Origin of the sequence: Mesonia sp. K4-1 (genome assembly GCF_008017825.1) — a bacterium.
Lineage (GTDB): Bacteria > Bacteroidota > Bacteroidia > Flavobacteriales > Flavobacteriaceae > Mesonia.
This window is the reverse complement of the sequence record NZ_VRLS01000012.1, coordinates 269,890-291,264: the sequence shown is the minus strand read 5'-3', so window position 1 is coordinate 291,264 and position 21,375 is coordinate 269,890. Positions and strand designations below refer to the sequence as shown.

Genomic DNA, 21,375 nt, shown 5'->3' with positions numbered 1-21,375 from the left:
ATATGAATACAGGACAAAGATTTGGCTTTGGAAGAAGGATAGAAAACTTAGGTACTATACCCGATTTTTCAGGTTATAATTTAGCTAGGTTGTTTGCTTTGTTCAAACCAGCACAGGCGACAATAGACTACCCTATAAAAATATGGGACGGCGGAGTAGAAAAATATGTGTTTTTTGACAACAAAAAAAGAATATCCTTAGAAAGTAACTTAAGCACGTCCACCACCCCTTCTATTGAAAAACTAAAAGACATAATCACACCCACTTCAGACATAAGGGTCTCTAGTTTATTCTGCCTAATTTCAGGGGAGGAGTATGTAGAAAGGGTTTTTCCATCGGGAAATACTTTTGTTTTTTTAGTCAGAAACGGAGAAATTGTAAAAGAGGGGAAAAATACTGCCTTATACTTCGAGGATGAATCAAGCGGTTTTATAGGGTCTAAAGTTGACGCCATAGACGGCAGTTTCTCTAGTCTGACAAAATTAAACGCCCTGTCCAGTAATAGGTTTGGTTTTGTATTCTCTACCAGTGAAAGTAACTTTAAAGGGTTCAGACATCAATACGTAGATGGGTTTGATTATCAAATTCGATACTGGACAACTCCCAACAATAATGGCTTTTTAGATAATACCACTACAGAGATATTTCAAAATACGTCTCATTTTTCGGCGTTTACAGCTAGTCTTGGAGTCGAGATGTCTTTATATATTGATTCGATACACCAAGAGACTAAATCAGTTTCTGGAGATGTATTAGATAATTTAGATTTTTTAATTGGCGCAGGCTACGACACGGGAAGGGGGCTACGAGATACAAATTTTCAGTTTGGAGCTATAGCTAGCGGAGTTTTAACACCGTTCGAAATATCAGATTTCAACTCTAAATTAAACGAACTATTTATTTATTAAACTATGAAATTCACAAGTAAAAATAACATCTACCATTCAAATAGACCTGAAAAAGGAATGTTTGAAAATCCTTATATAGAAACTGAAAATTATACAACAAACCCCAAGTTAAAAAGGTTAGAAGTAGAATTTAAGCTCCTCTATTTAGATGCAAATACCAAAGAACAAACCATAGAAAAAAGTAAGTTAATCTTTACGGAAAGTCACTTAGATACTCTTATTGATGATGGTGCTGGTAATGAAATTGAAATCATACAATTTATTACAAATGGTGGTACTTATGACAAAACTAAAATTGTGCAATGGGGCCGACCTTCTTATGACCGTGTAAAGCTTTATTTCAATTTTGAAACCTCCTATGATTCAGGTTTAGAATTCAAAGAACAACCGCTAAAGCAGCTCGCAATCGATTGGGTAAAACAAGCTGTACTTATAGAGAATTTACCCATTGGAGAAAACTTTGAATACCAAGAACCAGTAACAGAGTAAAGAATGAAAACAATCATAGACAATTGGCAGTGGATTATTGGTGTAGTAGCTCCAGTTCTCACATTCTTTACAGGGTATAAATTCCGCAAAGCAGACCTCAAGAAGTCTGAAGCAGATGCATTAAGCAATGTACAATCGGTCTATGATACACTCACCAGTCAAATTAAAGAAGATGTAAATCACCTGAGAAGTGATCTTAAAGAAGTTAAAATTGAAAACAGAGATCAACGCAAATCATTAATGTTACTTCAAGAAGATAATAGAAAGCTGCATAGAGAAATATCAAAGTTGATGAGTGAAAATAGCCAGCTCAAAGAAGAACTAGCTAATCTTAGAAATGAAAATGAAAAATTGAGGGAACGCTTAAAAAATCAATAAAATGAAAGCAAGTCAAAAAATAATTGAGTTCATCAAAAAATATGAATCATTGCACGATGGAGATCTGCGCGCAATAGGTTTACAGCCCAAATTAGATGGTGCAGGAATATGGACTGAGGGTTGGGGTCACGCTATGACAAAAAACGGAAAGTTTATAAAAGTAGGTGATTACCCTACAATTAATATGGTTTTACCATACCGAAAAATAAAAACTATTTCAGATGCAAATAAGTTTCTTAAATCGGATATAGCCAAAGTAGAGAAGTTGGTACTTAGAAACCTCAAAACTCGAGTTACACAGAATCAATATGATGCTTTAGTTTCCCACGCTTATAATTGTGGTATTTCTCAGACAATGTATCAGCTCGTAAATGGAAAAGCTACCCAAGCTAAGATTAAAAAATGGTTTACTACTAAATATATTACAGCTCAAGGAATCCCATTGAAAGGATTAAGATACCGAAGAAATGATGAGTGGGAAATCTTTGCAGGAATTAACTATGAACGTGAATATAAATTGAGTGTGTAATGAGAAATATAATAGTTATTAAAATATTAATTCTATCAATTTGCTTTAGCTCTTGTAGAAGTAAAAAAATCTCAACTGAAGTAAAAGAAACAGTAAAAATAGATACTGTTTATCAGGAGAAAAGAGTCTTTGATACCATTATCATCACTAAAGAAAAAGAAATTACTAAGCCCGTGTACTTTGAAACCATTATGGATTGTGATGATGAACAAAGTGGAAAAGTAGGTACTGGCAATAATTATACTCAATACCATATTCAAGATGGTAAAATTTATCTTAAAACAAATTTAGATAGTATTTCAAATAGTTACGAAAGTTATTATCGAACCAAATTTGTAAATGATAGCATCAACTTGAAAAAGTTATTTAGAAGCAAAGAATCAAAGGAAACTGAGATTGTCAAATACGTTTATCCTTGGTGGATTTGGCTATTGGGAGCTGGGTTAATTTTATTTTTCGGGTTGTGGGTTTATCAAAATCTATATTCTTTAATTTGAAAAGCTATTAAGCAATTTATTTTGAAAATCACCGTTAATATGTAACATAAGGGCTTAATGTATTATTTAAAATGTTTCTAAATAATAAATGTTTATGAAAATTTTGTGCTCCTCAAGCTTTTCTATATATATATTTGTCCATACTATAATCTCAAATCATGAAAACTATTATTCCATTTCTTCACGAAAGTTATGAAAGTATGCTGTTTGCATTAGGATCTTTTACTTCTGGTGTTTCATCTTTATTTATAAATGAGTCCTTAATAAATAAAGAATTTTTGAATAAGTTTGAAAATAAAGAGGACAAAGATCTTTTAAATAGTACAGTTTCTGAACTTAAAACAGGAAGTACAAAAAGTAAAAAGATTACTTTAAGTAATAATAAAACAATTAAAATTGTAGTGAGTTAATGGAGTTAAATATTGCTCTTAATACTATAATTTATTTAATGATATTTTTATTTCCGGGTCTTATTGCCCGGAAATTTTATTTTAGTTCAGTTCATTCTAAACAATTTAGTCAAGGGAATCTTTTTGAAAGATTTTTATGGACAATGTTAACAAGCCTATTGATGTTAGGTTTAGTTTCCCTTCTTTTTTTTATATCTAACACAATATTAGATTTACCACTTTTAGATTCTTTATCCTATCAAACAATAAAGGAGACATTTAATACTTTATCTTCAAATCAATTACCTGAACAAGGTGAAATTGAAGATACATATGGAGATTTCTTCATCTTCATATTTGCCCTATATTTATTTTCTGCAATTTTTGGCGGGTTGGCTTATTTATTTAATGCTAAAGCTATTAAATTATTCAAATACAATAATTACTGGGAGAAAATTTTTAACGGAACCTACAAAGAAAAACCCGAGGAAAACTTAGTTTTTGGTTATGCAGAAGCAGATGTTTTAATAGACACAAATGAAAAAACAAAATTATATTCTGGGAAAGTGACTGATTATTTCTTATCTCAAGAAAATAACCAATTAGAAACAATTGTTTTGACAGAGGTTTATAGATATAAAATAATCAATGACATTAACGGTGAATACATAGATACATTAAAAAAGGAAATACCCGGACATAACTTTTGTTTAAATCACGATAAAATTCTTAATATAAATTTTACCTACGTCTATCAAGAAAAATCGAAGAATAGGTTTTACAAAAATTTTGGCTTAGGAATTAATATACTTTTCTATATATTAACTATTATTTTATTTCTTTTTGTTTTTTTAAAAGAAGAGTATCTATTTACATCTTGGATTAAAAAAATAATTTTCTCCCTGATAACCTGGATATTATTAAAATTAATTTTTCAGTGTTTAAAGGTAAAGATTAATGGGTTATTAAATAAAAATTTTTTAAAAGGTAATATGATTGCAGGAATTGTATTTGCAATTCCATACTTATGGTTGTTCAAAATTATTGATTGGTATTGGATAATCCCTATTGAAATTATTGCACTAATTATTTTTGGTGCAATAAATAAGAAAAATAAAAAGTAAGTTTAATACCTATACCATTTAATCTCCCATCCAAATTCAGGGAGTTCCTCATTATGTAAGATAGCAATATCCGTGTACTCTGGTTTATTAGCATAAGTAGAATAAGCATATTTTAAAACCCCTCGATTCCCTTGCCACTCAATTAGAAATTTAGCTTTCCGCTTTGGCATTTCTAAATCCTTGATCTTAATAGCAGCTTCTAATCTTCCTTTACCTATTTTTTTTAGCGCTTCAGTAATCGCTTCAGTATTAGTATTGATGAATAAGGGACGTTTCATTTTACAAAAATAGTACAAAAAAACATAACTATTTTGTTATATAACTATTTTGTTATATATTTGAATTATGAAAAGTAGTTCTTTGATAAAGATGGTTGAAAAAGATGGATGGTACATTGTTAGGACTAAAGGTAGTCACCACCATTTCAAACATCCAACCAAAAAAGGAATTGTAACAATACCGCATCCAAAAAAAGATGTACCGAAAGGAACGGTTAAATCAATTCTAAAACAGGCGGGGTTAAATTAACCCCCGCCTTTTCTTTATCACTGATATAATATACAACCCGTTAGATGCTGTCGGGAATAATTTACAGCATCATAACTTAAAATCGTACAGAATGGAACGCAAAATCGTAGTCTACGTCGAAAAAGCAGACGACGGGATCTATTGGGGTACTACACAAAATATTCCAGGTGTAGTTACTGCTTATGGAAATTCTTTAGAGGAATTAAAAGAAAACTTACGTCAAGCCTATGACGATTATTTGGAACTTGCAGAAGAAGAGGATGAAAATTGGTTAAAAGAAGTGCAAAATTTTAAAGGCTTCGAATACAAATTAGACATTCCATCATTTTTTAAACTATTACCTGAAATTAAGATTTCTGCAATTGCTGACAAGGCAAAAATAAACGCATCATTAATGCGTCAATACGCAACAGGAAAGGCAAACGCCTCGGAAGAACGAGCCAAACAAATTGAGAAAGCAATTCACGAATTAGGTGAAGAGCTACTTTCGGTACATCTTTAAATTAATACTTTGAACTTGATTTCTAATGGAGCACTTTTTGTGCTCCATTTTTTTTATCCCTTTTAAAATTTAAGAAGAATTTAAAGGATTTATAAACTAACATCAATTTGCTTCAACATTTCTCGATCTCTTTTTTCTTTATTCACCTGATAGATGGAGGTAGTTTTGGAAGTTGTATGACAAGCCATTTTCATAGCTTTATCAATTTCTAAGGTATCTAAAAAACTATGTTTTAAAGAATAAAAATCTGCAGTAATTTTTAATATTTTACCATCATCATATTTAATCTTATCTGAATTTTTTACAAGCCGATACCAGCGCCTTGTTATTTGATTAGAATTCACATTTGTTTTGCCTGGTTTTAATCCTTTAGAGAATATATAATCTCCGTTTTTAGCTTCTTGTAATAACTCTTTCCATAAATTAATAACTGGCTTGAGAATGACCTTCGTAACTTCTTTGTATTGATTCCCTTTTTTTATAGTTACATTGAATTCTTGGATATCTAAATTTACATCCTCTTTTTTCAGTGAAAAAAATTCTGTTGATCTACCTCCAGAATAAAGAAATATCATTGCATATCTCCAAAATTCATAATAATTTTCTTCCAAATAATTTAGTACAGTTTTCAATTCAAATGAATTAAGAGTCTCTCTTTTCTTCCTAACTGTTTTTTTGCTTCTTATGTCTCTGGTTAAATTTGTTTGACAACATTCATATTCCAAAAGCTCAACAAATATTCGTGAAATGTACTTGATGTATTTATTAAAATAATTATCAGGAAGGTTGCAATTTTCAAACATCAATTTCAAATCCTTTCTTTGTAGCTCCGAAATTGTTAGATCTAATTTATTGAGTTTTTTGGCCGCTTTTGCAATTCTCTTAATTGCACATTCAATTTGATAAATATGCTTTTCTGAAGCTTCAACTTTTGTAAGAGCGATTTGAAAAGCTGTTATGAAATCAAGATCTCCATGCAGTTCAGCTTCATTCAAATTTTCTACCACTACATATTTATCTAATATTGGATTAAAACCTTGCCTATTTTCGTGAATCTCATTCTGAATTAAAATCCTTGTTACCTCCCTCCTTTCCTTGAGGTCCTTATACTCATTCATACCTTTTACAATGCAAAGCTTCTTTTTTCTCAAAGAAGTAGGATCATAAAAATAGTATTGAATGTACCAATCTTTGTTCAAAAGAGTTTGGCCACCAGTTTTATAATTTTTGGGATTGACTGATGGAGTGCTCATGGAGCATCCGTTTGGAAGTAGAATTCGTTTTGCCATTTTATTAACGATTTTATTAACGATTAATAAATGACAGGGCTAAAAGTAAGTGTTAAAAAAAAGCCTAAAAGTCAATTGTGGTGCGACTTTTAGGCTTTTGCTCCTCTTCTTGGGCTCGAACCAAGGACCCTCTGATTAACAGTCAGATGCTCTAACCAACTGAGCTAAAGAGGAGTTTATGTCTTTGCTTCACAATAACTGCTTAGCGGATGCAAATATAAAACCTTTTTTAGTTTGCGCAAACATTTTTTTAATTTTTTTTAATCAAATAACCATCGGTAGACATCATTACCATTGGCAAAAAGCACTAAAGCAATGAGAATGAAGAATCCAACCATTTGAGCATACTCCATAAATTTATCGTTTGGTTTTCTTCCAGTAATAATTTCATACAATAAAAACATGACGTGACCTCCATCTAAAGCAGGAATAGGCAAGATATTCATAAATGCCAAAATCATAGATATAAGTGCCGTTGTTCCCCAAAAAGCTCTCCAGTCCCAAGCATCTGGGAAAAGATTCCCTATCGCTCCAAAACCACCCACTTGAGTAGCTCCCTTCTTAGTAAATACATATTTAAATTGGGCTGCATAATCATGTAGAGTCCAATACCCATAATCAAAGCCTTTAGCTATACTTTCTCCCACACTGTATTCTCTTGTTTGAATATTTACGGGTTTCGCCTCAGGAAACACTCCAAATTCTTTATCCTCATTTAAAGTGAATGGGATTTCTTGTTCATTCCCATCCCGTAAGATGGTTAAAGTCCCGCTTAGTGACTCTAAATTAGTTTTCTTTTCTTGAAAATCTTGCCATTTTGAAAGAGGCTCATTATTAAATGCAATCACTTCATCCCCCTTTCTTAAATCTATTTTTTTAGCTATAGAATTATCAACTACAGAATCTATTGTTGTAGACGCCATTCTATTAAATGGTTTCATATGGCCTGCTTGAAACAACTGCGTCCCTATATCTTCAGGAATATTAATTAATTGTCGAGAACCATCTTGATGTAGAACTTTTACCGTTTCTACATCCCTAACCATAAAATGCTGATTAATGGCAATTTGATTTTCAAATTCTTCTCCGTTAACTTCTAAAATTCGATCTCCATCTTTAAACCCAAATTCTTCTAACGGTTGTGCCACTGCAAACCCGTCTGGAATATCATCTTTAGTTACAAAATCACTACCCCAAACAAATAGAACCATCATATAAATAAGAAATCCTAAAAGAACGTTTACCGTCACACCTCCTAACATAATAATAAGACGTTGCCAAGCTGGCTTGCTTCTAAACTCCCAAGGTTGTGGTGGTTTTGCCATTTGTTCTTTGTCCATACTCTCATCGATCATTCCGGCTATTTTCACGTATCCACCAAGGGGTAACCAACCTATTCCGTACTCGGTTCCTCCTATTTTCTTCTTGAATAGTGCAAACTTTACATCAAAAAATAAGAAGAATTTTTCTACCCTTGTTTTAAATAGTTTAGCTGGGATAAAATGTCCTAATTCATGAAGAACAATTAAAAATGATAAACTTAAAAGTAATTGTATGGCTTTTATAGCAAATGGACTCATAATCGTTTTTCTTAATTCTTTATAATAATTTAACTTTTAGAGACTTCTCTCGAAAAATTAAAGTGGTTTTTAATCGTAACCTCCTTTATGTAAATGGAAGCTCTTGGTTTCTAAAATCGCACAAAAGTAATCTTTTCTTTCCGCTTAGAAAAACACTCCCTTATTTTCCTTTGTGTTAATTCATTCGTAATACAAAATCATTAGCTTAACTCGATTTTTTGATTGTTATAGTTTGAACTCTTTTTTCCGCGAAAGCGTAAATAAATAAAACATTTTAGATTTCCTTAGCGGAATAAATTTGCCTACATATTTCATCCTCTCAGCCAAAGAGCTTAATTTTGCAACTCCTAAAATAATTACCTGCAATGCTCAAATTCTTTGCCAAGTATAAGTATTTTGCTGTTGTTCTCTTTATTCTATCAGCAATTATCATCACGATTATCTACCAGTTATTAAAACCAGCGCCTAATTTGCCAATTTATCAACCAAGTATGGTGAATACCGAATTGGTAGATTCTACCATGCAATACATTAGAAAATACCATAAAATCTCCGACTTTAAGTTGATTAACCAAAATGGTGATACTGTAACTCAAGAGAATTACAAAGGTAAAATATATGTAGCTGATTTCTTTTTTACCACTTGTCAAACTATCTGCCCGATTATGACAGATCATATGAAGAAAATCCAAGAAGAATTTAAAGATGATGATGAAGTTTTACTTCTCTCTCATACGGTCACTCCAAAAATTGATAGTGTTGAACAGCTTAGAAAATACGCAGATAAAAAAGGTGTAATTGACAGTAAATGGAATTTAGTTACTGGCGATAAAAAGCAAATTTACGAATTGGCAAGAAAATCTTATTTTGTAGTCAAAAACCAAGGAAACGGCGGTCCGTATGACATGATTCATACCGAAAATTTCGCACTTATAGATAACCAACGCCGTATTAGAAAATTTTATGATGGCACCAATCCCGATGCCATTGAGGAGTTAATTGAAGACATCGCCACTTTAAAAAAGATACAAAATTCAGAAGAATGAGGTTTTAACGATTAAGGCTTTACTATGAAGTTTTTTTCTGTTACTTTTGCGTTGTTTAAATTCAATCTAAATAAACTTTGAAATTTACTATAGCCGACTTAAAGCGTGGACAACGCGGAATAATTAAAGAATTTACTGATGATACCATCCCTCTTAAACTTTTAGAGATGGGATGTCTACCCGGTAATGACGTTGAGCTGGTACAAATAGCACCTTTTAAAGACCCTTTGTACCTCAATATTAATGGAAGTCATTTAGCAATAAGAAAAGAAACCGCTTTAAAAGTAGAAATAGAACTGGTAGAATAGTATGGCAAAGCAAATAAATGTCGCTCTTATAGGAAACCCAAATACTGGTAAAACCTCTGTCTTTAATCACCTAACAGGTCTCAACCAACAGGTAGGAAATTATCCTGGAATAACGGTTGAAAAAAAAGAAGGTATTTGTAAGCTTCCGCGTGGTTTAAAAGCTCACATTATAGATTTACCAGGCACCTACAGTCTTAACGCTTCTTCTCTTGATGAAAATCTAGTTATAGAGCTATTGCTTAATAAAAATGACAAAGACTATCCAGATGTTGCTGTCGTAATAAGCGATGTTGAAAATTTAAAAAGAAACTTACTTTTATATACCCAAATTAAAGATTTGGGCATTCCCACGATATTAGTCATTAATATGGCAGATCGTATGGAACTTAAGGGAATAAGTATAGATATAGATTTACTAGAAGAACGCTTAAAAACCAAAATTGCCCTCGTTAGTTCTCGTAAAAATACGGGAATTGAAGAATTAAAAGAACTCATCATTAATTATGGTAGAATCCCTACCGAACCTTGTTTAAATGCCTCTTCTATAGATCCTGAATATTTTGATCGTTTAAGAAAAGCATTTCCTAACCAGTCTTTATACAAACTCTGGCTGGTTATCACTCAAGATGTAAATTTTGGGAATCTCAACCGAAAGGAAATTAATCTTACTCAAGATTTTCTCCCTAAAAAGAAAAGCGAACTTAAAAGACTTCAGCAAAAAGAAACCATTGCAAGATATCAATTTATTAATGGTGTTTTAAAAGAAACCCATACCGTAGATATTAATGCTGCCAAAGATTTACGTGCAAAGTTAGATCGTATACTTACGCACAAAGTTTGGGGGTATGTCATATTTTTTTCTATCATGCTACTCATCTTTCAAGCGATTTATGATTGGTCTAGCTACCCGATGGATTTTATAGATATGGCTTTCGCCGAATTAAGCGAATGGTCTAAAAATGTATTACCTGCAGGTGTTTTCACTAATCTAATTTCTGAAGGAATTATTCCTGGCCTTGGCGGAATCGTGATTTTCATTCCACAAATTGCCTTTCTATTTCTATTTATTTCGCTCCTCGAAGAAAGTGGCTATATGAGCCGTGTAGTTTTCTTAATGGATAAAATTATGAAACGTTTTGGCCTTAGCGGAAAAAGTGTAGTTCCCTTAGTGTCGGGAACAGCCTGCGCCATTCCTGCGGTTATGGCCACTAGAAATATAGAAAACTGGAAGGAGCGTTTAATTACTATTTTAGTAGTTCCCTTTACCACGTGTTCTGCTAGACTACCCGTTTACCTTATAATTATTGCCTTAGTTATTCCCGATGAGCGTTTTCTTGGGATTTTTAATTATCAAGGATTAACACTTATGCTCCTCTACCTTCTAGGTTTTGGTATGTCTGTATTCTCAGCTTGGGTGCTCAATAAAATTATGGACATCAAAGGGAAAAGTTATTTTGTAATTGAAATGCCCGATTATAAGCTTCCTATGTTTAAAAACGTAGCTATAAACGTTGTAGAAAAAACGAAATCTTTTGTATTTGGTGCTGGTAAAATAATTCTAGCCATTTCTATTGTCTTATGGGTTTTGGCTAGTTATGGTCCTGGAGACGATTTTAATAATGCAGAAGCCGTTGTCACTCAAGAATATGGAGATCGTTTATCTGAAGAAGAATTTAATAAACATGTGGCTTCCGTAAAGTTAGAAAACTCATATATAGGTATTATGGGTAAAGCTATAGAACCAGCAGTAGCTCCCTTAGGCTACGACTGGAAAATTGGTATAGCTATTGTAAGTTCTTTTGCTGCGAGAGAAGTTTTTGTAGGAACTTTAGCTACCATATATAGTGTAGGAAGTGATGATGAGAAAACTATAAAAAATAGAATGGCAGCAGAGGTAAATCCTATATTAGGAGGCCCATTATTTAATTTTGCCAGCGGGATTAGCTTACTTCTTTTCTATGCTTTTGCTATGCAATGTATGAGCACTTTGGCTATCGTAAAAAGAGAAACAAATTCTTGGAAATGGCCTGCTTTGCAATTGTTTATTATGTCGGGAATAGCCTACGTCGCTGCTTTAGCCGCTTTCCAAATTTTAAAATAGAGAAATTATGTTACAGGAAATTTTAGTTATACTTACATTTTTAGTGGCTCTTTTTTATTTGTTTACCAAACTTATATGGACGCCGCCATTTATGCAAAAGAATGCAGCCACCAGTAAGGCTTGCGGCTCTTCTGGTTCAGATTGTGGATGCCACTAATTATTAGTTCTTAGCTTCTGCTATTTGAAGGTAATAATCTAAGTTGTTTTTGCTTTCTATAGTAGGATGTGGCTTTAATTGATATATATTAACCTTAATAGATGGCGCCAAAGTAAGTTGAAAAGGGTTTTCTGTACTTAGATTTTTAAGTATAACTTCCTTTTTTTCTATTTTCTCTCCATTTTTACATATCATTAGCAACACTTTTGCTTGACCTGCCCAAATACATTCTGTTCCTTTAGGACAACGCGAATCTTCAGTAACTTCTAAAAAGTCGATACTATAGCTAGTATGTACAATAATAGACTTTCCTAAAGGTAATTTTTTTACTATCACAGGTGCAGTAGTTTTTTGTTGAGCCTGAATTACTAGACCGGTTAACAATAATACAAGGGTAAGAATTGATTTTTTCATAGTTTAAATATATAAATTTTATCCTAAACCAACATCTAGGGTCATCATTACGATAAAACCTCCAATAAATCCAAGAGTTGCAATATCAGTATAATTAGCTTGTTGAGATTCAGGGATTACCTCTTCTACAACCACAAATATCATGGCTCCCGCAGCAAAAGCTAACGCATAAGGTAATATAGGCTGAAAAGACATTACGGCATAAGCTCCAATCACTGCCGCAATTGGCTCTACTATAGCTGAAGCTTGTCCGTACATAAAGCTTTTTCTTCTGCTAAAGCCTTGCCTACGTAGTGGCATAGCAACCGCAAAACCTTCAGGGAAGTTTTGTAATCCAATTCCTATAGCTAAAGCTACTGCTCCACCAATCGACGCACCATCAAAACCTACTGCAGCTCCTCCAAACAGGACTCCTACAGCTAAACCTTCGGGAATATTGTGTAAAGTAATAGCTAATGTAAGCAAAGTAGTTTTGTGCCAAGGAGTTTTAATACCCTCCTTCTCGCTCATTTGAAAATTAACATGTAAATGAGGTAAGATTTTATCTAATCCGAAAAGGAAAAGAGCTCCCAATGTAAATCCTACCAGGGCAGGAACTACTTTCTCAAAACCTTCCCCCGGACTCATTTCTATTCCCGGTGCTAATAAACTCCAAAAACTTGCAGCCACCATTACACCTCCCGTAAAACCTAACAAGCCATCAAATAAGGCTCTATTCATTCCTTTAAAAAAGAATACCAATGCTGCTCCTAAAGCAGTTAATAACCAAGTAAATAACGTCGCATAAAATGCCGCTAAAACAGGATCTAAAGATTCAAAATAATCTACTAATTCTACTAACATACTTTCATATATAAATTATTGGCAGCTAAACCAGATATGGTTAATTTTTTATCTTTTATTAAAATAGTCATAGAATCATCAAACTCTTCTTTTCCTATCACTTCAATTGTTTTCCCTAAAGCTATTTCATTTTTGTCTAAATATTTAAGAAATGCTGATGAAGAATCATTAACTCCCACACAAATACCTTTATCATTCTGTTGCATACTAGAAAGAAGTATTTTTTCTACCATAAATATGTTCCCATCTTGATCAGGAATAGGATCTCCATGCGGATCAGTTTTAGGGAACTCTAAAAATTTATCTAATTCTCTAATGAGTTTATCAGACTTTATGTGCTCTAATTGCTCAGCCACCACATGAACCTCATCCCAATTAAAATTTAGTTTTTCAACTAAGAAGCATTCCCATAGGCGATGTTTACGAATTACCTTAATAGCGTAATCCCTACCCTCTTTTGTTAATGAAGCTCCTTGGTATGGTTTATACTGTAATACCTTTTTTTCTGAAAGTTTTTTTAACATATCGGTAACCGATGATGCTTTCGTTTCCATCTCTTCTGCAATAGCGTTGGTAGAAACTCCTTTCTTAGATTTTTTTTCTAAATGAAATATAGCTTTTAAGTAATTCTCTTCAGATAATGTCATTGTATATTTTTAAGCTCACACAAATATACATTTTTTTATTTAAAAATAAATATTTAGATTTGCCTAAATATTTTATTTAACCTGTCGAAAAAATGAAAAATCTTTTTATCTTTATATTTGTATTTCCACTAGTTATTTTTTCTCAAGATAAAATAGAGGTTAAAGGGAAAGTAAGCGACGGAGAAAACCCAGTTCCATTTGCCAATATTAGCATCTCAAACTCGAGTATAGGTACAGCTGCCGACCTTGACGGAAATTATCAATTACAATTGCCTTCAGGAATTTACACCATTAACGTACAAGCAGTAGGGTTTAGAACATTTCAGCAAAAAATAAATTCAGAAGATTATAATGTTTCAGCCCTTAACTTTCAACTAAAACAAGATTTATTAGGGTTGGAGGAAGTCGTAGTAAGCGCAACCCGAAATAGAATAAGAAAAAAAGATGCTCCCGTCATTGTAAATGTGCTGAGTCCAAAACTATTTCAAGCCACACAATCTATCTCTTTAGCAGATGGTTTAAATTATCAACCAGGGGTTCGTGTTGAAACCAATTGCCAAAATTGCGGTTTTACACAAGTTCGTCTTAACGGACTGGGAGGACAATACACCCAAGTACTCGTTAACAGTCGCCCTGTATTTAGTGCACTAAATGGAGTATATGGTTTAGAACAAATCCCGGTAAGTATTATTGAACGTGTAGAAGTAGTTCGCAGTGGTGGCTCTGCTCTTTTTGGTTCTAATGCTATTGCAGGTACCGTAAATGTTATCACTAAAGAACCAATTAATAATAGTTGGGCAGTAACATCTAACTTAGGATTAATTGATGGCATCACAGCAGATCGTAACGTAAATTTAAATGCTTCTATAGTAAGTGAAGATTTAACTAGTGGTGTTACAGTTTACGGAATTTTTCGAGATCGTGATGCTTACGATGCCAATAATGATGGTTTTAGTGAAATTACAAAACTCACCAATAACTCTCTAGGCGCCAAAGCATTTTTAAGACCTAATGACAATAGCCGCATTGGTTTTGATTTTACAGGAATTCGTGAATATAGACGTGGCGGAGATCAAATAGAATTAGCACCACAATTTACGGATGTAACCGAAGAACTAGATCATAATACTATTTTTTCGGGTATTGATTATGAATTATTTGATGATGCTCGTAAAAATACAGGAACCGCCTATATTTCTGTTCAGCATACAGATCGTGATAGCTATTATGGTGGTTTGGGTGGTGGTCGCACTATGGCAGACTCTATTGCTGCAAATAATGCATTTGGAAAAACAACTGATATTGCTCTTGTAGCTGGGACAAAATATGCTCATACTTTTGACAATAAAGATGTTCTTACCGTTGGGGCAGAGTATCAATTAAATGATACTAACGATGTCATTTTAGGCTACAATAGATTAGTAGATCAACAAGTAAATAGTATTGGTTTTTACGGACAGTATGAATGGAAACCAACTGACCGTTTCACAGCACTTTTAGGAACTCGTCTAGATCATGTAAATGTAGATGGTTATTATACCGTTCAAGATGTAGAGCGTAGTTCTCAAGTAAATGAAACCGTAATAAGTCCGCGGTTAACAGTTCTATACGATATTTCTGAAGAATTGCAGTTTAGAGGTGGTTATTCTAGAGGTTTTCGCGCTCCACAAGCATTTAATGAAGATTTGCATATTTCTTCTGTAGGGGGAGAACAACGCTTTGTGATTCTTTCTGATGAACTAGAAAGCGAATTTTCAAATGCTTATACGGCATCTTTTAATTACAGCAAAGATTTTAAGAAGGTTCAAACCAGCTTTTTATTAGAAGGATTTTATACAAGTCTTCAAAATCCATTTACAACAGTAAGCACAGGAACATCCTTACCAAACGGATCTATTTTAGAAGAGTCTAGAAATGGTTCTGGAGCATACGTAACGGGTATTAATTTAGAATTAAGTATTTCTCCAAGTTCAGATTTTATGTTTACCACTGGAGCGACAATCCAACGCTCTGTTTTTAAAGAAGATCAGTTGCTTTTTGAAGCTGATGGAAGTGTAGAAACTGAGCAAGATGTTATTCTGGATGATTTTGTACGTTCTCCCAATGTTTATGGCTTTATGAATACGAATTGGAGCGTATCCGAAGCCTTTAATGTAGACCTTACAGGAAGTTACACTGGATCGATGATTGCTCCACACGTAATAAGTGATTCTGGATTTATAGACTTAGTAGACACTGAAGCTTTTTTTGATATGACTACCAAACTGACGTATCATTTTGACCCTATAGAAAATTTTCACGTTGAATTAAGCGGTGGCGTTCAAAATATATTTGACAGTTATCAAGATGATTTTGATCGTGGTCCACTCAGAGATTCCGATTATATCTACGGTCCAAATCGTCCAAGAACCTTTTTTGTAGGGTTAAAATTTGGTGATTTTTAAAAACGAGAAAATGAAAACAACTTATTTTATTTTACTGATTTTTATCTTCGGATTATCTTATCCGCTAAGGGCTCAACAAAACGAGGAAATATACTGGTTAACGTGGGAAGAACTAGATCTTGCTTTAGAAGAAAATCCTAAACCAGTATTCATTTTTTTTCATGCAGAATGGTGCGCCTACTGTAAGAAAATTGAACGAGAAATTTTTACCAAAAAAAAAGTGATCGGAAAATTAAATAAAAAATATTATGCTGTAGAGATGGATATAGAAACAGAAGATACCATTCATTTTGATGGTCAAAAATTTAGCAATATGCAATCAAAAACAAAACGTAATGGCGTACATCAATTGCCCTTACTCCTAGCTTCAAGAAAAAATGCTCCTTTCTCCTTGCCCGTTACCTTAATATTTGACAAGGATTTCAGGCTTCAAAAAAGAGTTTTTGAATATTATACTTCAAAAGAATTGCTACAAATGCTTTAATGACTAATAAGAGTTTTGTTGATCCTAGACTTTAATTATTCATAATTTAGCCTCTTTTCAAAATTAGAAAAGAGGCTATTTGTTTTAACCTTCGCTAAAGCTTCTAATTAATTATAACCCTCTTTCTTTCTGAATTTTTTCGTAGGCTTCTTGAACTTTCAGGAATTTTTCTTGAGCTCCTTTTTTATAAGCCTCATCCATACTTTCTAACTTATCGGGATGGTATTTTTTCGCCATAGTTCTAAAAGCTTTTTTTACTTCAGCATCTGTAGCAGTTTTATCAATCTCTAAAATTTTATAAGCACTTGTAGTGTCATTAGATTTTACAAACATCGCTTGTATACTCTCAAAATCTCTTTGGTTAATTTGTAAATGATGGGCTATATTTCTTAATTCATTTACTTCAGCATTAGAGATATGACCATCTGCTTGGGTAATTCCGAAAAGGAAATGAAGTATTTGCAAGCGCACCTCATAGGTTGTTCTAGAACGCATATAAGCACAAATTCTTTCAGAATCTATTTCACGATTTTTAATAACCTCATTAAAAGTTTTAAAAGTCGCATTGGCCCTTTCTTTACCATATGCTTGCACAAAATAAGAACGTACATAGTCAAGTTCTTTTTGATTTACTTTCCCGTCAGATTTAATTACAACAGAACAAAGGGTGAGTAAATTCAATTCAAAATCACCCATAGAGACATTTTGCCCTTTTTGCTGATTAAATATATCTTGAAAAACACTTCCTCCTCCTTTTGCTCGCTTCCCCTTTAAAGAAACTTCAATAAGGCTACCTAATAAAAAACCAAGAATTGCTCCTGGCCATTTCATATAAACCATTCCTAGAATGGCTCCAATCCACTTGATCATAACTTTACTTTGAAATGCAAATATATAAGGTTCTATGGTTTTAAAGGCATGAATAAAAATATCCTATAGATGTATTAGAAAATGAGATATAAGTTGTAACTAGTTTTTGGTATCTTTGTATTCTATAATTTATACAAAAAAATATCAAAATATGTATCCAGCAGATTTAGTAAAACCTATGCGAGAAGAATTAACTTCTATAGGTTTTGAAGAATTACAAAGCTCAGAAGCAGTAGACAAAGCTATTAACCAATCAGGAACTACATTGGTAGTTGTAAATTCGGTTTGTGGTTGTGCTGCAGCGAATGCAAGACCAGGAGCTAGAATGTCTTTAGACAACAGTAAAAAACCTGCAAACTTGGTAACGGTTTTTGCTGGTGTAGACAAAGAAGCTACAGATAAAGCTCGTGCTCATATGGTACCATTCCCTCCTAGCTCTCCTTCTATGGCTTTATTTAAAGACGGAGAATTAGTTCACATGTTAGAACGTCACCACATTGAAGGTAGACCTGCCGAAATGATTGCAGAAAACTTAAAAGATGCTTATAACGAGTATTGCTAAAATTCAATCATTTTAATAAATAATAAAGCCGTTCATTTCTTGCACGGCTTTTTTTATTATGCAAGCACAATTGTTTTAAAAAAATAATAGTCACTACTCTAATTTAAAACTTATTTTTGCTGCTTAGACGTCGTATTTGTTATGAAGACTATATTATCTTATCCTGTTTCAGTTATATATTACCTCTGTTTTGGTTTGGTTTTGGTGATTTTTCACCCCATTCAATGGATTTGTTTTAATGTGTTTGGATATAATGCACATAAAAAAAGTGTAGATTATCTTAATTTCTCGCTACTTCGATGTCTTAATATTTTAGGAACTAGAATTACGTTTGAAAATAATGAAACGCTTCAACAAGATGTTCCCCATATTATTGTTGCCAATCACCAGAGCCATTACGATATTTCTCCTATCATTTGGAATTTGAGAAAAATTCACCCTAAATTTATAAGTAAAAAAGAGTTAGGAAAAGGTATTCCTAGTATCTCCTATAACTTAAGGCATGGGGGTTCTATTTTAATAGACAGAAAAAACCCAAGACAATCTTTGCCTGAAATTAAAAAATTTGCACAATATTTGAACGATACTAATAGAGCTGCTGTTATTTTTCCTGAAGGAACACGTAGTAAAACAGGAATGCCTAAAAAGTTTTCTCCTAACGGATTAAAAATGTTATTCAAGTTTTGTCCCGATGCTGTAATTGTTCCTTTAACCATTAATAACTCTTGGAAGATTGTGAAGAATGGACAATTTCCGTTAAGTTTAGGGATACATTTAAAATGCAAAGTTCAACCTACAATAAAAGTAAGTGATTACTCTACAGAAGAATTAGTAGAAAAAGTAGAGCAAGTTATCATACAAGACATTAAAAATCTATAAAATACACATCACCATGGAACCTAAAAAAAATATAAGACTAGAAGTAATGCAACAATTGGAAAGTAAGGTTGATGGCTTTATAGATCAATTTCTTATTCCTGTGGAAGAAATCTGGCAACCTACCGACTTTTTACCTAACTCTCAAGGCGATCAGTTTTTTGATGAGGTAAAAGAAATTAGAGAGCTCGCTAAAGAGCTTCCTTATGATTTTTGGGTGGTTTTAGTAGGTGATACAATCACTGAAGAGGCTTTACCTACCTACGAATCTTGGTTAATGGATGTAGAAGGAATTAACCAACACGATGGAGGTTCTGCTTGGTCTAAATGGGTTCGTTATTGGACAGGAGAAGAAAACCGTCATGGAGATACCCTTAACAAATATCTATACCTTTCTGGTAGGGTAAATATGATTGAGGTAGAGCGTACCACACAACACTTAATTAATGATGGTTTTGACATTGGAACCGATAGAGATCCTTACAAAAACTTTGTCTATACTAGCTTCCAAGAGCTTGCAACTTATGTTTCTCATAACCGTGTTGCAAAATTAGCCCGTAATTATGGGAATAAATCTTTAGCAAAAATGTGTAAAATTATAAGTGGAGACGAAATGCGCCACTTTAATGCTTACAGCACTTTTGTTGATGAGATCTTTAAGTTAGACCCCAACAATATGATGATCGCTTTTAGAGACATGATGAAAAACAAAATTGTTATGCCCGCTATGTTTTTAAGAGAATCTGGAGATAGTATGGGAGCTGCTTTTGATGAATTTTCTAATTCAGCTCAACGTATAGGCGTTTACACTGGCCAAGACTATGTAGATATTATGAGACGATTAATTAAACGTTGGGATATCGAAAACCTTACCGGCCTTAAAGAAGACGGTGAGAAAGCGAGAGATTTTGTTACCAGTTTACCAGCAAGAATGGAACGTATCAATCAGCGTATAAGAATTCCTGAAAAAATAACTCATTTTAAATGGGTAAATCCAGCACTTACAAAATAAGATGAGAGAAGAGTCTAAAGTTATTCAGGCCACCAAAGCATTTGTTCAAAGTGAATTGAAAGATGCAGAAGGTGGTCATGATTGGTTTCATATTGAACGTGTTTATAAAAACGCTTTACTTTTAGCGCGCGCTGAAGACGTTAATTTAGAAATCGTTTCTTTAGGCGCGCTTTTACACGATATCGCAGACTCAAAATTTCATCAAGGAAATGAAAATGTTGGTCCGCAAACAGCTAGAAAATTTTTAGAAAGTTTACACGTACAAGATTTCGTTATTGAACACGTGGTGAAAATCATTGAAAATATTTCTTTTAAAGGAGGCAATATTAAACAAGAGTTTACTTCGCCCGAATTGGATGTAATTCAAGATGCCGATAGATTAGATGCTATGGGTGCAATTGGTATTGCAAGAACCTTTAATTATGGTGGGTTCAAAAATCGTAAAATTTATGACCCTTCTATTGCTCCTAAATTAAATATGAGTAAGGAAGAATACAAAAAAGGTGAAAATCCTACTATCAATCATTTTTACGAAAAGCTTTTATTACTTAAAGAGAGAATGAATACTGTGACCGGTAAAAAACTTGCTCAAAAGCGACACGAGTTTATGGAGCAATTTTTAGAGCAATTTTACGCCGAATGGGAAGGGAAGAGTTGATTAAACTTGAAAAATAAAGTTTTTCAGAATTTCGCATCATAAGATCTTTTCTGTTACCAAAAAAAAATCTATTTTCATAAAAAATTAATTTTATGAGAAATATTTTACTTCTAATAGGTTTTTTAATTATTCCTATTCTCGCATCTGCAAAATATTATAAGTCTACAGTTATTTATCGATCTGGCGAAACTTCAGAGGTTTTAGTGAAGTTTCCACTGAGCACGACAGGTAAAAATCTAATAATTAAAAAATCTGAAAAAGACCATAGCGAAAGAATCGATCGTAATAAAATCTTATTTATTAAATTACAGTTGAATGACGCCAGTAACACCTACTATTTCATAACAGGTCAAATAGGTTATTTTAGGAAAAATGAAGAGTTTCAAAGGTTAGGATTAGCAAAAAGACAATCCTTTTCTTTACTAAAAAAAGCCTATGATGAAATTTTAGTCTCTGAAGCAGGTATAAGATACGCGATAAAAGGTCGCAAAGGCAAAGAGAAAGTGGTGATTATTTTCGAACAAGGGATGTATGGGCTGTATTTAAGTAAGCCTAATGATAGCATTTTGGTTAGTATAAATACTCCAGGTTTTAAAACTCGGACCATGCTAAAAAGAGCTCAAAAATATCTTTTCCCCAATTGCTCCTCATTAGAAAATGATCTCAAAAATTTACGTTTTAAAAATGACAAAGATCTTTATGAACTATTAGAAAAAAATTTAAATTGTAACTAACTTAAT

The 21,375-nt window shown here is 33.0% G+C and carries 26 protein-coding genes and 1 tRNA gene; 19 read left to right on the top strand and 8 right to left on the bottom strand.

Going from position 1 to position 21,375, the window contains the following annotated elements:
- Positions 1-2 precede the first annotated feature (2 nt).
- The 7 genes from FT986_RS02490 (at position 3) to FT986_RS02460 (ending at position 4,314) form a co-directional block, all read left to right on the top strand.
- Positions 3-908 carry a hypothetical protein gene (locus tag FT986_RS02490; RefSeq protein WP_147863675.1) on the top strand — a complete coding sequence of 302 codons (906 nt, stop codon included), beginning with the start codon at positions 3-5 and terminating at the stop codon, positions 906-908.
- Between the two features lie 3 nt (positions 909-911).
- A complete protein-coding gene (locus tag FT986_RS02485; RefSeq protein WP_147863674.1) occupies positions 912-1,397 on the top strand; it encodes a hypothetical protein in 486 nt (161 codons plus the stop codon).
- 3 nt (positions 1,398-1,400) lie between these two features.
- Positions 1,401-1,775 carry a hypothetical protein gene (locus FT986_RS02480; RefSeq protein ID WP_147863673.1) on the top strand — a complete coding sequence of 125 codons (375 nt, stop codon included), beginning with the start codon at positions 1,401-1,403 and terminating at the stop codon, positions 1,773-1,775.
- Position 1,776: 1 nt separating this feature from the next.
- Positions 1,777-2,304, top strand: a complete 528-nt coding sequence (locus FT986_RS02475; protein WP_147863672.1) for a lysozyme — start codon at positions 1,777-1,779, stop codon at positions 2,302-2,304.
- The gene (locus tag FT986_RS02470; RefSeq protein WP_147863671.1) at positions 2,304-2,801 is read left to right on the top strand and encodes a hypothetical protein; all 498 of its coding nucleotides are present in this window, start codon (positions 2,304-2,306) and stop codon (positions 2,799-2,801) included. Before FT986_RS02475 ends, FT986_RS02470 begins: the two co-directional genes overlap by 1 nt.
- Before the next feature lie 158 nt (positions 2,802-2,959).
- Positions 2,960-3,211 (top strand): hypothetical protein, encoded by a 252-nt coding sequence (locus tag FT986_RS02465; RefSeq protein WP_147863670.1) that lies wholly within the window; start codon positions 2,960-2,962, stop codon positions 3,209-3,211.
- On the top strand, positions 3,211-4,314 hold the full coding sequence (locus FT986_RS02460) for a hypothetical protein (protein ID WP_147863669.1): 1,104 nt from the start codon (positions 3,211-3,213) through the stop codon (positions 4,312-4,314). The genes FT986_RS02465 and FT986_RS02460 overlap by 1 nt, the downstream gene beginning before the upstream one ends.
- Positions 4,315-4,316: 2 nt before the next feature.
- Here FT986_RS02460 and FT986_RS02455 read toward each other — a convergent pair whose 3' ends face one another.
- Positions 4,317-4,592 carry a hypothetical protein gene (locus FT986_RS02455; RefSeq protein ID WP_147863668.1) on the bottom strand — a complete coding sequence of 92 codons (276 nt, stop codon included), beginning with the start codon at positions 4,590-4,592 and terminating at the stop codon, positions 4,317-4,319.
- A gap of 67 nt (positions 4,593-4,659) precedes the next feature.
- On the opposite strand from FT986_RS02455, the gene FT986_RS02450 reads away from it, so the two are divergent.
- Complete coding sequence (locus tag FT986_RS02450; RefSeq protein WP_147863667.1) at positions 4,660-4,842, top strand: type II toxin-antitoxin system HicA family toxin; 183 nt, start codon at positions 4,660-4,662, stop codon at positions 4,840-4,842.
- A 91-nt stretch (positions 4,843-4,933) separates the two neighbouring features.
- Positions 4,934-5,344 (top strand): type II toxin-antitoxin system HicB family antitoxin, encoded by a 411-nt coding sequence (locus tag FT986_RS02445; protein WP_147863666.1) that lies wholly within the window; start codon positions 4,934-4,936, stop codon positions 5,342-5,344.
- A gap of 89 nt (positions 5,345-5,433) precedes the next feature.
- On the opposite strand, the gene FT986_RS02440 is transcribed toward FT986_RS02445, so the two are convergent.
- The 3 genes from FT986_RS02440 to rseP all read right to left on the bottom strand — a co-directional run bounded on the left by FT986_RS02440 (position 5,434) and on the right by rseP (position 8,213).
- Positions 5,434-6,633, bottom strand: coding sequence for a site-specific integrase (locus FT986_RS02440; protein ID WP_147863665.1), 1,200 nt, complete (start codon positions 6,631-6,633; stop codon positions 5,434-5,436).
- A gap of 100 nt (positions 6,634-6,733) precedes the next feature.
- Positions 6,734-6,807: transfer RNA gene (locus tag FT986_RS02435), tRNA-Asn, on the bottom strand.
- Positions 6,808-6,893: 86 nt separating this feature from the next.
- On the bottom strand, positions 6,894-8,213 hold the full coding sequence (gene rseP / locus FT986_RS02430; protein ID WP_147863664.1) for an RIP metalloprotease RseP: 1,320 nt from the start codon (positions 8,211-8,213) through the stop codon (positions 6,894-6,896).
- A 365-nt stretch (positions 8,214-8,578) separates the two neighbouring features.
- Between rseP and FT986_RS02425 the strand changes: the two genes are divergently transcribed.
- The 3 genes from FT986_RS02425 to feoB all read left to right on the top strand — a co-directional run bounded on the left by FT986_RS02425 (position 8,579) and on the right by feoB (position 11,668).
- Entirely contained in the window at positions 8,579-9,259 is a 681-nt protein-coding gene (locus tag FT986_RS02425) for an SCO family protein (RefSeq protein ID WP_147863663.1), read from the top strand.
- 77 nt (positions 9,260-9,336) lie between these two features.
- Positions 9,337-9,567 carry a FeoA family protein gene (locus FT986_RS02420; RefSeq protein ID WP_147863662.1) on the top strand — a complete coding sequence of 77 codons (231 nt, stop codon included), beginning with the start codon at positions 9,337-9,339 and terminating at the stop codon, positions 9,565-9,567.
- A gap of 1 nt (position 9,568) precedes the next feature.
- On the top strand, positions 9,569-11,668 hold the full coding sequence (gene feoB / locus FT986_RS02415; RefSeq protein ID WP_147863661.1) for a ferrous iron transport protein B: 2,100 nt from the start codon (positions 9,569-9,571) through the stop codon (positions 11,666-11,668).
- Positions 11,669-11,828: 160 nt separating this feature from the next.
- Here feoB and FT986_RS02410 read toward each other — a convergent pair whose 3' ends face one another.
- From FT986_RS02410 to FT986_RS02400, 3 genes are read right to left on the bottom strand one after another with little or no spacing between them, the layout of a single operon-like run.
- A complete protein-coding gene (locus tag FT986_RS02410) occupies positions 11,829-12,239 on the bottom strand; it encodes a hypothetical protein (protein WP_147863660.1) in 411 nt (136 codons plus the stop codon).
- Between the two features lie 18 nt (positions 12,240-12,257).
- Entirely contained in the window at positions 12,258-13,082 is an 825-nt protein-coding gene (locus FT986_RS02405; RefSeq protein WP_147863659.1) for a ZIP family metal transporter, read from the bottom strand.
- On the bottom strand, positions 13,076-13,729 hold the full coding sequence (locus tag FT986_RS02400; RefSeq protein ID WP_147863658.1) for a metal-dependent transcriptional regulator: 654 nt from the start codon (positions 13,727-13,729) through the stop codon (positions 13,076-13,078). Before FT986_RS02400 ends, FT986_RS02405 begins: the two co-directional genes overlap by 7 nt.
- Before the next feature lie 92 nt (positions 13,730-13,821).
- Between FT986_RS02400 and FT986_RS02395 the strand changes: the two genes are divergently transcribed.
- Both FT986_RS02395 and FT986_RS02390 read left to right on the top strand, forming a co-directional pair.
- On the top strand, positions 13,822-16,173 hold the full coding sequence (locus FT986_RS02395) for a TonB-dependent receptor (protein WP_147863657.1): 2,352 nt from the start codon (positions 13,822-13,824) through the stop codon (positions 16,171-16,173).
- A gap of 10 nt (positions 16,174-16,183) precedes the next feature.
- Positions 16,184-16,657, top strand: a complete 474-nt coding sequence (locus tag FT986_RS02390; protein WP_147863656.1) for a thioredoxin family protein — start codon at positions 16,184-16,186, stop codon at positions 16,655-16,657.
- A gap of 111 nt (positions 16,658-16,768) precedes the next feature.
- On the opposite strand, the gene FT986_RS02385 is transcribed toward FT986_RS02390, so the two are convergent.
- Positions 16,769-17,527: a TerB family tellurite resistance protein gene (locus tag FT986_RS02385; RefSeq protein ID WP_147863655.1), complete on the bottom strand. Its 759-nt coding sequence runs from the start codon at positions 17,525-17,527 to the stop codon at positions 16,769-16,771.
- 151 nt (positions 17,528-17,678) lie between these two features.
- Here FT986_RS02385 and FT986_RS02380 point away from each other — a divergent pair, with 151 nt between their 5' ends.
- The 5 genes from FT986_RS02380 to FT986_RS02360 all read left to right on the top strand — a co-directional run bounded on the left by FT986_RS02380 (position 17,679) and on the right by FT986_RS02360 (position 21,369).
- Positions 17,679-18,089 (top strand): BrxA/BrxB family bacilliredoxin, encoded by a 411-nt coding sequence (locus FT986_RS02380; RefSeq protein ID WP_147863654.1) that lies wholly within the window; start codon positions 17,679-17,681, stop codon positions 18,087-18,089.
- A gap of 141 nt (positions 18,090-18,230) precedes the next feature.
- Complete coding sequence (locus FT986_RS02375) at positions 18,231-18,968, top strand: 1-acyl-sn-glycerol-3-phosphate acyltransferase (RefSeq protein ID WP_147863653.1); 738 nt, start codon at positions 18,231-18,233, stop codon at positions 18,966-18,968.
- Between the two features lie 13 nt (positions 18,969-18,981).
- Positions 18,982-19,977 carry an acyl-ACP desaturase gene (locus tag FT986_RS02370; RefSeq protein ID WP_147863652.1) on the top strand — a complete coding sequence of 332 codons (996 nt, stop codon included), beginning with the start codon at positions 18,982-18,984 and terminating at the stop codon, positions 19,975-19,977.
- Position 19,978: 1 nt separating this feature from the next.
- Positions 19,979-20,635, top strand: coding sequence for an HD domain-containing protein (locus FT986_RS02365; protein ID WP_147863651.1), 657 nt, complete (start codon positions 19,979-19,981; stop codon positions 20,633-20,635).
- 92 nt (positions 20,636-20,727) lie between these two features.
- A complete protein-coding gene (locus tag FT986_RS02360) occupies positions 20,728-21,369 on the top strand; it encodes a hypothetical protein (protein WP_147863650.1) in 642 nt (213 codons plus the stop codon).
- Positions 21,370-21,375 lie beyond the last annotated feature (6 nt).

What these genes read in the sequence shown, in the direction of transcription:
- feoB (WP_147863661.1), top strand. Translation starts at nt 9,569, where the DNA reads ATGGCAAAGCAAATAAATGTCGCTCTTATAGGAAACCCAAATACTGGT.
- FT986_RS02460 (WP_147863669.1), top strand. Translation starts at nt 3,211, where the DNA reads ATGGAGTTAAATATTGCTCTTAATACTATAATTTATTTAATGATATTT.
- FT986_RS02450 (WP_147863667.1), top strand. Translation starts at nt 4,660, where the DNA reads ATGAAAAGTAGTTCTTTGATAAAGATGGTTGAAAAAGATGGATGGTAC.
- FT986_RS02405 (WP_147863659.1), bottom strand. Translation starts at nt 13,082, where the DNA reads ATGTTAGTAGAATTAGTAGATTATTTTGAATCTTTAGATCCTGTTTTA.
- FT986_RS02400 (WP_147863658.1), bottom strand. Translation starts at nt 13,729, where the DNA reads ATGACATTATCTGAAGAGAATTACTTAAAAGCTATATTTCATTTAGAA.
- FT986_RS02490 (WP_147863675.1), top strand. Translation starts at nt 3, where the DNA reads ATGAATACAGGACAAAGATTTGGCTTTGGAAGAAGGATAGAAAACTTA.
- FT986_RS02395 (WP_147863657.1), top strand. Translation starts at nt 13,822, where the DNA reads ATGAAAAATCTTTTTATCTTTATATTTGTATTTCCACTAGTTATTTTT.
- FT986_RS02410 (WP_147863660.1), bottom strand. Translation starts at nt 12,239, where the DNA reads ATGAAAAAATCAATTCTTACCCTTGTATTATTGTTAACCGGTCTAGTA.
- FT986_RS02480 (WP_147863673.1), top strand. Translation starts at nt 1,401, where the DNA reads ATGAAAACAATCATAGACAATTGGCAGTGGATTATTGGTGTAGTAGCT.
- FT986_RS02470 (WP_147863671.1), top strand. Translation starts at nt 2,304, where the DNA reads ATGAGAAATATAATAGTTATTAAAATATTAATTCTATCAATTTGCTTT.
- FT986_RS02390 (WP_147863656.1), top strand. Translation starts at nt 16,184, where the DNA reads ATGAAAACAACTTATTTTATTTTACTGATTTTTATCTTCGGATTATCT.
- FT986_RS02475 (WP_147863672.1), top strand. Translation starts at nt 1,777, where the DNA reads ATGAAAGCAAGTCAAAAAATAATTGAGTTCATCAAAAAATATGAATCA.
- FT986_RS02445 (WP_147863666.1), top strand. Translation starts at nt 4,934, where the DNA reads ATGGAACGCAAAATCGTAGTCTACGTCGAAAAAGCAGACGACGGGATC.
- FT986_RS02455 (WP_147863668.1), bottom strand. Translation starts at nt 4,592, where the DNA reads ATGAAACGTCCCTTATTCATCAATACTAATACTGAAGCGATTACTGAA.
- FT986_RS02425 (WP_147863663.1), top strand. Translation starts at nt 8,579, where the DNA reads ATGCTCAAATTCTTTGCCAAGTATAAGTATTTTGCTGTTGTTCTCTTT.
- FT986_RS02360 (WP_147863650.1), top strand. Translation starts at nt 20,728, where the DNA reads ATGAGAAATATTTTACTTCTAATAGGTTTTTTAATTATTCCTATTCTC.
- FT986_RS02370 (WP_147863652.1), top strand. Translation starts at nt 18,982, where the DNA reads ATGGAACCTAAAAAAAATATAAGACTAGAAGTAATGCAACAATTGGAA.
- FT986_RS02465 (WP_147863670.1), top strand. Translation starts at nt 2,960, where the DNA reads ATGAAAACTATTATTCCATTTCTTCACGAAAGTTATGAAAGTATGCTG.
- FT986_RS02375 (WP_147863653.1), top strand. Translation starts at nt 18,231, where the DNA reads ATGAAGACTATATTATCTTATCCTGTTTCAGTTATATATTACCTCTGT.
- FT986_RS02385 (WP_147863655.1), bottom strand. Translation starts at nt 17,527, where the DNA reads ATGATCAAGTGGATTGGAGCCATTCTAGGAATGGTTTATATGAAATGG.
- FT986_RS02440 (WP_147863665.1), bottom strand. Translation starts at nt 6,633, where the DNA reads ATGGCAAAACGAATTCTACTTCCAAACGGATGCTCCATGAGCACTCCA.
- rseP (WP_147863664.1), bottom strand. Translation starts at nt 8,213, where the DNA reads ATGAGTCCATTTGCTATAAAAGCCATACAATTACTTTTAAGTTTATCA.
- FT986_RS02380 (WP_147863654.1), top strand. Translation starts at nt 17,679, where the DNA reads ATGTATCCAGCAGATTTAGTAAAACCTATGCGAGAAGAATTAACTTCT.
- FT986_RS02485 (WP_147863674.1), top strand. Translation starts at nt 912, where the DNA reads ATGAAATTCACAAGTAAAAATAACATCTACCATTCAAATAGACCTGAA.
- FT986_RS02365 (WP_147863651.1), top strand. Translation starts at nt 19,979, where the DNA reads ATGAGAGAAGAGTCTAAAGTTATTCAGGCCACCAAAGCATTTGTTCAA.